The organism is Rhizobium sp. AN6A, from assembly GCF_900215635.1.
In the GTDB taxonomy this organism is placed as follows: domain Bacteria; phylum Pseudomonadota; class Alphaproteobacteria; order Rhizobiales; family Rhizobiaceae; genus Agrobacterium; species Agrobacterium tumefaciens.
Genome location: NZ_OCNC01000004.1, coordinates 2,268,409 through 2,281,283, shown reverse-complemented (window position 1 = coordinate 2,281,283; position 12,875 = coordinate 2,268,409). Strand labels below are relative to the sequence as shown.

At 58.8% G+C, this 12,875-nt stretch carries 12 protein-coding genes; 10 read left to right on the top strand and 2 right to left on the bottom strand.

Annotated elements, in window-relative coordinates; all coding sequences use genetic code 11:
* Positions 1–767: 767 nt before the first annotated feature.
* From CRO62_RS23825 to CRO62_RS23800, 6 genes are all read left to right on the top strand, one after another.
* On the top strand, positions 768–1,604 hold the full coding sequence (locus CRO62_RS23825) for an EamA family transporter (RefSeq protein ID WP_097102296.1): 837 nt from the start codon (positions 768–770) through the stop codon (positions 1,602–1,604).
* A gap of 251 nt (positions 1,605–1,855) precedes the next feature.
* Entirely contained in the window at positions 1,856–2,320 is a 465-nt protein-coding gene (rplM, locus tag CRO62_RS23820; RefSeq protein ID WP_038490710.1) for a 50S ribosomal protein L13, read from the top strand.
* A 2-nt stretch (positions 2,321–2,322) separates the two neighbouring features.
* Complete coding sequence (rpsI, locus tag CRO62_RS23815; protein ID WP_003512631.1) at positions 2,323–2,790, top strand: 30S ribosomal protein S9; 468 nt, start codon at positions 2,323–2,325, stop codon at positions 2,788–2,790.
* A 130-nt stretch (positions 2,791–2,920) separates the two neighbouring features.
* Positions 2,921–3,874: an agmatinase gene (gene speB, locus CRO62_RS23810; protein WP_097102294.1), complete on the top strand. Its 954-nt coding sequence runs from the start codon at positions 2,921–2,923 to the stop codon at positions 3,872–3,874.
* A 71-nt stretch (positions 3,875–3,945) separates the two neighbouring features.
* A complete protein-coding gene (argC, locus tag CRO62_RS23805; RefSeq protein WP_019565461.1) occupies positions 3,946–4,878 on the top strand; it encodes an N-acetyl-gamma-glutamyl-phosphate reductase in 933 nt (310 codons plus the stop codon).
* 10 nt (positions 4,879–4,888) lie between these two features.
* Positions 4,889–5,734, top strand: a complete 846-nt coding sequence (locus CRO62_RS23800; protein ID WP_097102292.1) for an aminoglycoside phosphotransferase family protein — start codon at positions 4,889–4,891, stop codon at positions 5,732–5,734.
* 6 nt (positions 5,735–5,740) lie between these two features.
* Here CRO62_RS23800 and CRO62_RS23795 read toward each other — a convergent pair whose 3' ends face one another.
* Complete coding sequence (locus CRO62_RS23795) at positions 5,741–6,859, bottom strand: COX15/CtaA family protein (RefSeq protein ID WP_097102290.1); 1,119 nt, start codon at positions 6,857–6,859, stop codon at positions 5,741–5,743.
* A gap of 227 nt (positions 6,860–7,086) precedes the next feature.
* On the opposite strand from CRO62_RS23795, the gene CRO62_RS23790 reads away from it, so the two are divergent.
* Positions 7,087–7,299, top strand: a complete 213-nt coding sequence (locus CRO62_RS23790) for a DUF2842 domain-containing protein (protein WP_045018742.1) — start codon at positions 7,087–7,089, stop codon at positions 7,297–7,299.
* A 98-nt stretch (positions 7,300–7,397) separates the two neighbouring features.
* Positions 7,398–8,630 (top strand): polysaccharide biosynthesis GNAT family N-acetyltransferase UppA, encoded by a 1,233-nt coding sequence (uppA, locus tag CRO62_RS23785; RefSeq protein ID WP_097102288.1) that lies wholly within the window; start codon positions 7,398–7,400, stop codon positions 8,628–8,630.
* 21 nt (positions 8,631–8,651) lie between these two features.
* Here the strand turns inward: uppA and uppB are convergent, their stop codons facing one another.
* The gene (uppB, locus tag CRO62_RS23780; RefSeq protein ID WP_097102286.1) at positions 8,652–10,916 is read right to left on the bottom strand and encodes a polysaccharide biosynthesis protein UppB; all 2,265 of its coding nucleotides are present in this window, start codon (positions 10,914–10,916) and stop codon (positions 8,652–8,654) included.
* Positions 10,917–11,126: 210 nt separating this feature from the next.
* Here uppB and uppC point away from each other — a divergent pair, with 210 nt between their 5' ends.
* Together uppC and uppD are read left to right on the top strand one after the other, a co-directional pair.
* Positions 11,127–11,699 carry a polysaccharide export protein UppC gene (gene uppC / locus CRO62_RS23775; RefSeq protein WP_003512614.1) on the top strand — a complete coding sequence of 191 codons (573 nt, stop codon included), beginning with the start codon at positions 11,127–11,129 and terminating at the stop codon, positions 11,697–11,699.
* Positions 11,700–11,716: 17 nt separating this feature from the next.
* Positions 11,717–12,859, top strand: coding sequence for a polysaccharide biosynthesis type 4 glycosyltransferase UppD (uppD, locus tag CRO62_RS23770; protein WP_097102284.1), 1,143 nt, complete (start codon positions 11,717–11,719; stop codon positions 12,857–12,859).
* Positions 12,860–12,875: the final 16 nt, after the last annotated feature.

Sequence of the window (12,875 nt, the reverse complement as noted above, 5' to 3'; positions counted from 1 at the left end):
CGCTTTTTTGCGGCCGCTTTCCTAAATCTAGGAACCCTCATCGTTCTCTTGAACCCCTACCCGAATGAAAATATTGAACAAGGCGGGCTCGTGGTGTCACGAAAGTACACCCAGGTTCGCGCAAAATGATTTCACAAAAATACCTTAAGCGGCGTTGTGCTGAGTATTTTTATCCAGTTTTTCAAAAGCATACATTTCGATGAACGTTTGCTGAAACAACATTTGCGTGCATCTTATGCGCCCTTCGTCTCCTGTTTGTTTTCATTCCGTTCACCGATGCATTAGGCGTATCTAATTTTCAGAAAGTTATTCTGTAAATCAAGTTATGGGTAAAACTGTAACGTTGTAGCCGGCCATTCAGTAATGAATTGAAACTTCTTTTCATTTTGAGCCTGCATGTGCTCGCTTGATTTATACAGTTTCATCTTCTGGATATGGGCAATTTCGAGCAGGAATAATCGCCGCAATCGGTCGCATTTTTGCAAAAAACACGTTCCACAGCAAAACCATAAGCTGTGCATCCGGCATCGGCGCGTCTGTCCTGCTGATGAAATAGTGAGCACGGCCGAATATCGCCTCTCGCACAGTTGCCCACTCCATCCCGCAACACGCACAAACCCGAAACTTGACACGCGTCATAATCCGCAAAGAAGCAACCGCTTACGACAGGAGGATTTGCGTCTCCCACAGCCACCACGGAAAATGGATTCCGGTTTTCAAGCCGATGCTGTAGGTTGCCTAGAATAGCCCATGAGCGAGTCTCTATCGTGACATTTGACATTCTAATTCTGGTGCTTCTGGGCGCGATATTGCATGCCGGATGGAATGCGCTGGTAAAATCCGGATCCGACAAGTCGCTGGACGCCTCGCTGATCGCGGCGGGCGCCGCAGCTTGTTCTTTACCCTTCCTGCCCTTCCTGCCGTTTCCTGCGCCGGTGGCCATTCCCTTTCTCATCGCCTCGGCCGTTCTGCAATTTGCCTATTTCCGCCTAGTCGCCGCCGCCTATACGATCGGCGATATCGGCCTCGTCTATCCCGTCATGCGTGGCGTGGCGCCGCTGATCGTCGCAGCGACGAGCAGCCTTTTCCTCAGCGAGATTTTAAGCCCGCTTGCGCTTGCCGGGATTGCCATCATTTCCGGCGGCATCCTGACGCTTGCCTTCGAGGCGCGGCGCGGCGGCGGAAAGGCGATCATTGTCGCGCTCATCAACGCCTTCGTGATTGCATCCTACACCTTCGTTGATGGTGTCGGCGCAAGGCTTTCCGGCAATGCGATTTCCTATACGCTGTGGATGTCGCTTCTGCCGCCCGTACTCCTCTTCGGTTTCGCCTTTTACCAGCGCGGGGTAAGCGCGGTTACGCAGCATGTGCGGCGAAACTGGTGGCGCGGCCTGATCGGCGGCGGCGGCTCCATCCTCTCCTACGGGCTGGCGCTCTACGCCATGACCAAGGCCCCCGTCGCCGTCGTCGCGGCGCTGCGCGAAACCTCAATTCTGTTTGCGCTGGTGATCTCCGTCGTCATCCTCAAAGAACGCGCCAGCATCTGGCGTTATCTCGCTGGCGGCATCATCGCAGCGGGTGTTCTGGTCATGCGACTGGGATGAAACAGGCAAATCTATGGGGTAAAATAATACCACACAAATAACTAATTGTTTTTATTGATTTATTTTTACAGTCAGCAAAATCCGTCATATTGACGCTTCATCCAGCACACCGTATAAGCGCGCCAGATCGGATTCCAAAGGGAATATGGTCATTTGCGGTCGCCTTCGGGTGACCAAACCAAGCAACAAGAAACGCCCGTATGCTCTTACTTTAAAAGAGGATGACGGGTCCACGTTAGAAAGTGAAATCCATGTCTACTTTCGTTCAGAAGCCTGCTGAGGTGGAGAAGAAGTGGGTCATCATCGACGCCGAAGGCCTCGTTGTTGGTCGCCTCGCCACCATCATTGCAACCCGCCTGCGCGGCAAGCATAAGGCCACCTACACCCCCCACGTCGATGATGGCGACAACGTCATCGTCATCAACGCGGAAAAGATTGCCTTCACCGGCAACAAGTACTCCGACAAGAAGTACTACTGGCACACCGGTCACCCGGGTGGCATCAAGGAGCGTACGGCTCGCCAGATCATCGAAGGTCGCTTCCCGGAGCGCGTCGTTGAAAAGGCCGTCGAGCGCATGATCCCGCGCGGCCCGCTCGGCCGTCGTCAGATGAAGAACCTGCGCGTTTACGCTGGCTCGAACCACCCGCACGAAGCACAGCAGCCCGTCGTTCTCGACGTAGCCGTGCTCAACAAGAAGAACGTAAGGAGCGCCTGATAATGGCCGATCTTTCCTCTCTGAAAGACCTCGCCCCTGCATCGGAAGCTTCTGCTCCCGTGCACGTCCGCAAGGTTGACACTCTCGGCCGCTCCTACGCGACCGGCAAGCGCAAGAACGCCGTTGCCCGCGTATGGGTAAAGCCGGGTTCTGGCAAGATCATCATCAACGGCCGCGATTTCACCACGTATTTCGCACGTCCGGTTCTGCAGATGATCCTTCAGCAGCCGATCGTTGCCGTTGCACGCACGGGCCAGTTCGACATCATCGCTACCGTTGCCGGTGGTGGTCTGTCCGGTCAGGCCGGTGCCGTTCGTCACGGTCTGTCCAAGGCCCTCACCTACTTCGAACCGGGCCTGCGCGCCGTTCTGAAGAAGGGTGGCTTCCTGACCCGCGACAGCCGCGTTGTCGAGCGTAAGAAGTACGGTAAGGCCAAGGCCCGCCGTTCGTTCCAGTTCTCCAAGCGCTAATCGCTTCTCGGAACCGTTCGTTCAAAACTTCGAAAGGCGGAGCTTCGGCTCCGCCTTTTTTCATTGCCATCCTCCTTGTTTTTTCGGCGAGAAGACAGCACCCTCAGCGCGAACCGCAATGGGGTGATCAATGCCATCAAAAACCATCGACCATGCCTTCACCGCCGCCACGCTGACATCAGCTGCGACCGACCCGACCCATGCGGGCGTCCTCTCCTTCATGCGACGCAAATATACCAAGACCCTCAAGGGCGTATCGACGGCCGTCTGGGGTGTCCCCTTCGATGCGGCGACATCCAACCGGCCGGGTGCACGCTTCGGGCCGCAGGCGATCCGCCGTGCCTCCGCGATTTTCGACAACGATCCGCAATATCCTTTCGCCCGCGATCTTTTCGCCCATATGCCGACCATCGATTATGGCGACTGCCTGCTCGACTACGGCAATCACTGGAAAACGCCTGATACGATCGAAAAGGAAGCGCGCAAGATCATCTCCAAGACGGATTATCTGCTGACGCTCGGCGGTGACCATTTCATCACCTGGCCGCTGCTGAAGGCGCATGTGGCAAAGCACGGCCCGCTGGCACTGGTGCATTTCGATGCGCATCAGGATACCTGGTTCGACGACGGCAAACGCATTGACCATGGTTCCTTCGTGGCCCGCGCCGTGCGCGACGGCCTGATCGATCCAGACCGCTCCATCCAGATCGGCATCCGCACTCATGCGCCTGAGGATTTCGGCATCCGCATTCTCCACGGATACGAGGTGGAGGAGATGCGGGCGAGCGACATTGCCTCGCTGATCATCAAGCACACGGCAGGCATGCCCACCTATCTGACCTTCGATATCGATTGCCTCGATCCAGCCTTCGCGCCCGGAACCGGTACGCCTGTGGCCGGTGGGCCCACCAGCGCCAAGATATTGTCCGTTCTTCGCGGGCTCGGCCAGCTCGATATTCGCGGCTCCGATGTGGTGGAGGTCGCGCCCGCTTACGACCATGCTGATATCACCGCCATTGCCGGAGCGACCGTTGCAATGTATATGCTTGGCCTGCGCGCCGAACGGCTGGCGAAGGCCGGCTGAACCGACGTCGGGGCGCTTAGCAAACTGAATCCGATTACCCTCGCAACCCTCTGAAAAGTCAGGATAAGGACATGACAGCGAAGATCTTCATCGATGGCGAACACGGCACAACGGGTCTGCAGATCCGCACGCGCCTTGCTGGTCGCCGCGATATCGAGTTGCTGTCCATTCCCGAAGCCGAGCGCCGCAACGCCGCTATCCGCGAGGACATGCTCAACAACGCCGACATTTCGATTCTCTGCCTGCCGGATGATGCTTCCAGGGAAGCTGTCACCATGGTGGCAGGCAACAACAATGTCCGCATCATCGACACATCGACAGCGTATCGTATCCATAAGGACTGGGCTTACGGTTTTGCCGAAATGGACAAGGAACAGGGCGAAAAGGTTCGTTCCGCCCGCTTCGTTGCCAATCCGGGCTGCTACCCGACCGGCGCGATCGGCCTTCTGCGTCCGTTGCGCGCCGCCGGCATTCTGCCCGATGGTTATCCCGTCAGCGTCAACGCCGTGTCCGGATATACCGGCGGCGGCAAGCAGATGATCGCGCAGATGGAAGATCAGAGCCGGGACGACGCGATCAGCGCCAATAATTTTCTCTATGGCCTGACGCTTGCGCACAAGCACGTGCCGGAAATGACCATTCACGGCCAGCTGGACCGCGCGCCGCTGTTTGCGCCCTCCGTCGGGCGCTTCCCGCAGGGCATGATCGTGCAGGTTCCGCTGTTTGCCGCCGACCTCAAGGACGGCGCGACCATCGAGACCGTGCATGCCGCGCTCACTGCCCATTATGCCGGACAGGACATCGTCAGCGTCGTTCCGCTTGCCGAAAGCAAGGGGCTGTCCCGCATCGATGCCGAGGAACTGGCGGGCAAGGACACGATGAAGCTGTTCGTCTTCGGCACGCCGGGCGGCGAACACATCAATCTCGTCGCGCTGCTCGACAATCTCGGCAAGGGCGCATCGGGTGCGGCTGTCCAGAACATGGAGCTGATGCTCTCGGCATGAGGCTTTCTGCGTGAGCCGAGCTATCCCCTTTTTTCCGGCCTCGTGGAATATCGAGGCCGCAAAACAGATTGCCGATACGCCGGCCGGGGTGGTTTACGAAGTCAGACTTGGCAATGGTTCCCTTGCCATCGCCAAGGTACTTAAACAAAAGGTTCTGAAAGACAGCCTTCGCGGGGCGGATTTCATCGAATGGCGGGCGGGTGTCGGCTGCGTGAAGCTGCTCGATCGCTCCGACGACATATTGCTCATGGAACATGCCGGCAATGAGACGCTGCGCGACGTGCTGTTCCGCGACAGCGACGATGATGCCACGACAGCAATCGCCGCCGATGTTCTCCTTCACTATCACCAGCCTTCAACGCAGACGCCACCAGCAAGCCTGCTGACGCTGCCGCAATATTTCGAAAGTCTGTTCCGTAAAGCCGAGCACGATCGCAGCGAAGGCACCGACAGCCCCTATATCGAAGCCGCTTCGCTTGCCGACAAGCTTATCGGGCACCAAAGCAATATTCGACCGCTGCACGGCGATCTGCATCACGAAAACATCATGCGCAGTGCGCGTGGCTGGATCATCATCGACCCGGCAGGCCTGATCGGCGATGCAGCACTCGACGTCGCCAACATGTTCTCCAATCCGCTCGACCGCTTCGATCTGACACGCAGCGAGGCACGCATCGCCTCCATGGCGTCAATTTTTGCGAAAGCGCTCAAACGGGACGAGCGGGTGCTTCTGCAATATGCCTTCGCCTACGGCTGCCTTTCGGCGGCATGGCACGAGGAAGATGGCAACACGCGCGAACGCGACGACGAACTGGCCGTCGCGACAACCATCAAGTCTGTCCTGAAGCAATTTTAAGGGTTTTCAGTCCCTGATCTCAACCGCGAGAGGTGCCGGGTATTCGCCGAGGAAGCCTCGCCAATGGGCGACTGCAAAACCAAGCACGAGCAGCGCCATGCCCTGATGGGCGAGCGCCACATGAATATCCACATGCATCAGAAGCGTGGTGATGCCGAGCGCCGCCTGAATGGAGATCAACACGAAGAACAGTACGGCGCGGCGGGCATGCGGCGTGCCGGGCACGGCGCGAGCCAAGGACACCATATGCCACAGCGTGGCGGCAAACAGCGTATAGGCGCCGAGGCGGTGGACGAACTGCACCGTCTTCGGGTTTTCGAACAGGTTGATCCACCAAGGCTGTTGCAGGAAAAGATCGCCGGGCACCAGGGAGCCGTCCATCAGCGGCCACGTGTTGTAGGACAGGCCGGCATTCAGCCCCGCCACCAGCGCGCCGAGATAAATCTGGAACAGACAGAGGAAGGTCAGCAGTGCTGCAAAACGGCGGCCGGTCGTTTCATTGGCAGCATCGGGCGAATGGTGCGACAGGCCGCGCAATATCCACATGCAGCCCGCAAAGATGAGGCACGCGATCGTCAGATGCGTTGCCAGGCGATATTGCGAGACATCCGTACGGTTGACGAGGCCGGAGGACACCATCCACCAGCCGACGAAACCCTGAAAGCCGCCAAGCCCCAGAAGGCCGATGAGCGGCAGGCGCAAGCGCCTTTCGATGCGGCCGGTCAGCCAGAAGAAGGCGAGCGGCAGGGCGAAGATGAGACCGATGGCGCGGGCAAGCAGTCGATGCGCCCACTCCCACCAGAAGATCGTCTTGAACTCATCGAGCGACATGCCCCGGTTGATTTCCTGATATTGGGGAATACGCTTGTAGAGCTGGAATTCCTCTTCCCATTCCGCAACGGAAAGCGGCGGAATGGCGCCGTGGATCGGCTTCCATTCGGTAATTGACAGGCCAGACTCGGTCAGCCGCGTGGCGCCGCCGACAAGCACGAGACAGAACAGCGTGAAAAGGACGACGCGCAGCCAGATGCGCAGCAGGCGGCGATCCGTCTCCTGTTTCTGCAGGGCAGCCTCCACCACCATTTCCGCAGAACCATTTGCCATCGTCATGCCGCTCGAACGCATCTTAGAGGTCTCCATCATACAGTCATGTTGATTAGCCCCAACCGGCACCACAAAACAAGGCCTCAGGGTTTGCGGCATCCCGTCGCGGCGGTATAGTTGCGCCAGACATCAGATCGTCCTGTCTCTGCTTCGAATCACCAAGACGATCTAGATTTTTTGTTTTACGCATGTCTTTTCCCCAAAACCGATGACACTTTTGGGATACATGCCCGGTTATGGAAGATTTCATGCACCCTCGCCTCAGATCGCTCATCGGCACCATCGTCATCATCTGCCTCGTCGTCATCTACGCCGTGGCGGCGACGGCCATCGCGTCGGCGACGCTGGCGCAATCTCCATGGTGGGTGCATCTTGCCTACTTCGTGCTGAGTGGGCTTTTGTGGATACTGCCCGCCATGCTGGTCATCAAATGGATGGCCGGCTCCAAAAAACAGGGATAGGCACCTGCCTTCTACGGGACATCCAGAGGTCGCAATTTTATAAACCTCTTGTTTGCCGCTCAACGATATAGTCTCACCGAAACAACCGGAGAGCGTGGATGGCGGCTGAAGCGCCGGTCATAGTCAGCGAGGGTGAAGGACCAGCCGCCGTGCAAAACGAGCGGCGGGGCGCCGATCGCCTGGCTATCGATCTCGTCGACGATGCCTCGACCATCCGCGCCGACTGGGAACAGCTGGAGAGCGACCCGCTCAATTCGCTGCATCAGGGTTACGGCTGGTGCTCCATCTGGGCGCAAACGCAGGACAGACCCCTCCTTATCATTCGCGGCAGGCAAAGCGGAAAGACCGTGTTCCTGCTGCCGCTCGAAATCGTTCTGGAAGGCGGCATCCGAAAGGCACGTTTTCCCGGCGGCCGTTTCAACAATATCAATACCGGGCTTTTCGACCGGTCCTTCGCCGAAGCAACCAGCCACAAAACGGCGGCAGCCATTGCCCGCGAAGCGCGAAAGCTGCTGCGTGGCCAGGCGGATATTCTGGCCTTGCAGAACATACCGCTGATCTGGCGCGGCAGGACCAACCCGCTCTCGCATCTGGCGTCCGTCGAAAACCAGAACCCGGCCTTCCAGATTCCATTACTTGCAAATTTTGAGACCACGCTTCGGCAGATCAACGCCAAGAGGCGCCGGAAGAAATTCCGCATCCAGAGCCGGAGAGCCGAGGAAATGGGTGGTTACAGCCATGTGACCGCCCGTTCGCCACGGGAAAAGTGCGAATTATTGCAGACGTTTTTCCGGCAGAAGGCAGCCCGGTTCGCATCGCAGGGCATTCCGGATGTTTTTCGCGATCAATCGGTAAAAGACTTTTTCTATGACCTCGCAAATTTTCCGGAGAGCGGCACAGACAGTCTTCTGGAACTGCACGCCATTCGACTGCATGGTCAAAATGAAGGCTTCATCGCTGCCATATCCGGCCTTTCGCGCAAGCAGGATCACATCATCTGCCAGTTCGGTTCTATCGACGAGACCTTTGCGGAAATCAGCCCCGGTGAGCTGCTGTTCTGGCTGATGATCGAACGGGCTTGCAGTGAAAATGCGGCGATCTTCGATTTCGGCGTCGGTGACCAGCCCTACAAGCGCAGCTGGTGTCCGCTTTTCACCGTACAGCATGATATTTTCCTGCCGGTGACGTTGAAGGGCCGCGCGGCGGCCTCTGCCTATGTTGCCATTGCCCGGACAAAGAGCCTGATCAAATCCAATCCGGCACTCTATGCGTTCATTCAGCGTTTCCGCGCCGGTCGGCCGAGCATGGACGCAGCGCCCGCTGCCGACTGACCGGTTATCGGCCGCGGCATGTCAGGCGGCGCTAAGACGGTCCGGTTTGCGCATGCCGGTCATCGGCAATGCCTGCTCGTAGCCGTGAGCAACCAGTTCGCCGAGGGTCTTTTCCAGCAATTCGCTATCATTACCGGGAACGGACACGACGATTTCCGCCGGCAGATTGCGCAGCATTTTCTCAAGGCTCGATATCTGCACCGCGCCGCACTCCACGAGAACCGTGTCATAGGCGTCGGAAAGCGCGCTGAGGATCATGGTCAGCCGGTCGATGGCGCGCATGGCCTCACGCGGCTGCGCATTGCCGCGCGGCACGATATGGGCGTCGGAAAGCCGGTCGCCGTGAATGGTTTCGCCAAAGGCGGCGGCACCCGCCAGAAGGTCCATGACGCCCGGCAGTCCGGTCTCAGGCGCCATCAGGCGCGTCGGACAGGCCGATGCCGTCATATCGACGAGAACGACCGAACGGCCCATTTCGGACAGGGCGCGCGCCAGCATGACGGTGGTGGTCGAACCACTATCACCAGCTGGAGATACGACCGCTGCTACAGATTTGGCAAGACGAGTGGCGAGGAAGGCCGCGATGGCGTCGATCGAGAAATTGTCGGAGTTGTCGATCTCTTCTTCCGCAGCGTCCACTTTCGCAGCCACGGCGTCTGCAGCCGGCAGGACCGGTTTGGCAGCAACGGCCGCGACCGGTATCTGCGCTTCCTGTTCGACAATGGAGTGGCGGGCAGCGGCAGGCATGGAACGAACCGCAGGCGGCGCTTCCTCCTGACGTGCGGGAAGCGGTTGTTCCGGCGTATCCGGTGTCTCATCCGTGTCAGCACGCGCTCTCGCGGGCGGTGGCGGATCGGACAGCGGCGGGACATGGGTCTTGCCAACCGGCTTCAACGCCCGCCCGGTGAACAGTTCCACGAGCATGACGACGATGCAGGAGAGAAGGAAGGCCGCCAGCGTGACGACGATGGTGATGGCGCCGGTCTTCGGGAAATAGGGTTCGCGCGGCTCCACTGCCGTTGAAATCACGCGGGCATCGGCGGGCGTGGATTCGGCTGAACCGGCGCGCGACGTCGCCTCGCGGTAACGGGCCAGATAGGTTTCAAGAAGCTGGCGCTGGGCCGAGGCCTCGCGCTCCAGGTCGTTGAGGCCAACCTGCTGCTCACCGGCGCGTACACTTTCCGTTTTCAGCACATTCAATTGCTGAACCAGTTGCCGCTCCCGCAGGCGGGACACATTGGCCTCGTTTTCGAGACTTGCGAGCACCTTGCGGGTCTCTTCCTGAATCTGCCGCTGTATGCCGTCAATTTGGCTGCGCAGCGCCTTGATACGCGGATGGCCTTCCAGCAGCGAGGAAGACAGATCGGAAATCTGGCTGCGCATGGCAGCCTCGCTTTCCTTCAGTCTCTGGATCATCGGCGAGGCGACGACATCCGGAAAAGTATCGAGTGGCCGGCCGCTCGAAAGCGCGTTGCGCACGCCTTCTGCCCGCGCCTCCGCATTTGCCCGCTCCCCGCGGATACGGCCAAGTTCGGTCGAGATATCGCTGAGTTGCCGGGTGGCGAGCGTTTCGCCCTGCCCTGCCGACAGAATATCGGACGAGGCGCGGTAATCCGCGACCTTCCTGTCCGCATCGCGAACCTTCTCACGCAGATTGGCGATTTCCGGCTCGAGCCAGCGTGCCGCCTCCGTGCTTGTGTCCAGTTTCGCGCCGCTCTGCAGCGCGATATAGGCCTTCATCATCGCGTTGGGGACTGCTGCCGCAAGCATCGGGTCTTCGGACGAGAACTCGACCGTGATGACGCGCGAGCTTTCGACCTGGTAGACCTGCAACCTCTCCTGGAACGCCTTCAGAATCCGTTCCTCTGGCGGCACCTGCTGCGGATCTTTCTTGACGCCGACAGCAACCAGCAGCTTCGAGACGAGAGAAGGACGCGCCGCCGGGTCAAGCTCCTGCCGCTCATAAAGCTTCATATCTTTCGCGACCTGCTTGATGAGGTCGACCGATTGCAGGATCTGCACCTGGCTGGAGATGGTCAATTCATCGAGCACAGGTTCGGCGGGCGCATTCGACTGCTGCGATGCACCGAAGGAGGCCGCGCGCGATTCGATGAGGACGCGCGCCTCGCCCTTGTACGCGGGCGACATCATGCTTGCGACAACGAAGGCGGCGCCCCCGGCAAGTAGCGTGATCGCCGCTATCCTGCCCTTGCGCTGCCATATGGCAGCGACGAGCCGCGCGAGATCGATATCCACATCCCTGTCATCAATGCGATCGCCGTTCATACGGGCTCCGTAACCGAGACACACCTCGGGCGCTCAAATATAGAGGGCCAATTTTCGCGAAGTTTAAGTCTTTCCGGTAACACAACAGTTAATTGTGACGAAGCCGACGAAATAAAGCCGATATTACCATCCTTGCGACTGGCTGTTTACCGCCCATTAACCCTAACAGAACGATAAGAATGCTCATAGTTCGACTCGGAGCCAGATGAGATGCCGCTCGCCGGATCACGACATGTCACCGCACTGACGCTTGCCGTTCTAACGGCCCTTTCCGGTTGCGCGGCATATCAACCTGCGCCCAAGGCGTTTCACGAGGGCGCCCTGCAGCCCTATCATGTCGATAGCGGTGACAGGCTGCGCATCAACGTGTTCGAACAGACCGGGCTGACAAATACCTATACGGTCGATCAGGCCGGTTATGTCGCCTTCCCGCTCGTCGGTCAGGTTCCCGCCCGAGGCAAGACGCTGCCGCAGCTCGAAGCCGCCATTGCCGCCAAGTTGCGTCAGGGTTATCTGCGCGATCCCGATGTGACGATCGAGATCGATCGTTATCGCCCCGTCTTCATCATGGGCGAAGTCGGCCGTCCCGGCCAATATTCCTACGTGCCGGGCATGACGGCGCAGAACGCCATCGCCATCGCCGGCGGCTTCACGCCACGCGCCAATCAGGCTGATGTCGATATCACCCGCAAGATCAATACCGAGGTGATGACCGGCCGGATCGGGATCACCGCACCAATTCTTGCGGGCGATACGGTCTATGTGCGTGAACGCTTCTTCTGAAAAACGGAGCGGCTGACATGGCGGATGACGGTCCTCCCCTGCGCATCATTCACTGTTTCCGCTCTCCCGTCGGTGGCGTGTTCCGCCATGTGCGTGACCTGATCGAAGAACACGTCAAGCAGGGCCACAAGGTCGGCATAGTCTGTGACAGTTCGACCGGCGGCGCGCATGAGGAACGGCTTTTCGCGCAGATCGCCCCGATGCTGGAGCTAGGGTTGACCCGCCTGCCGATCAAGCGGTCGATCAGCCCCGGCGACCTATGGGCGCTCGTTAAGTCCTACAACCATATCAAAAGTTTGCGGCCGGATATTTTGCATGGGCACAGCGCCAAGGGTGGCGCTCTGGCCCGGCTGATCGGCTCACTGTTGCGGGTGAACAAGTATCGCGTAGCCCGCCTCTATTCGCCGCACGGCGGCAGCCTGCATTACGATCGCAAAAGCCTTAAAGGGCAGTTGTTCCTGCGTATCGAGCGGTTTCAGGAGCATTTCACCGACGCACTATGTTTCGTTTGCAATTTTGAACAGGAAACCTACGAAACCAAAGTCGGCAAACCACGCACCCGCACGGCGATGATCTATAACGGCGTGCAGGAAAGCGAGTTTGAAACCGTGCCCGTCCGCGAAGGGGCCGCGCGCTTTCTCTATATCGGCATGCTGCGTGACCTGAAGGGGCCCGACATCTTCATCAAGGCATTTGCCAAGATGGAACGCAGCATCGGCCAGCCCATGTCCGGCGTCATCGTCGGCGATGGGCCGGACAGGGACAAATATGCTGATATGATCGCCAAGGCCGGACTTTCGCAGCGGATATCCATGCATGCCGCCATGCCCGCCAGACAGGCATTCGCGCTGGCGTCGACTGTTGTCGTTCCCTCACGCGCCGAGGCGATGCCTTATATCGTGCTGGAAGCGCTTGCTGCGGGGAAAACCGTCATCGCCTCGCATGTTGGAGGCATAGCTGAGGTTCTGGGAGAAGACAGCGAGGCGCTCGTTCCGGCTGGAGACGCCGATGCGCTGGCAAAGATAATGGTCAAGGATGCAGAGAACCCGGACTGGGGAAAACGGGTGATGCCCCGCCCCGACAGCTTCAAGGCGAAATTTTCAACGCCTGTCATGGCCGACGACATGATGAAGCTCTATCGTCACCTGCTTTCGCTCTAGAAACATTTCAAAAACA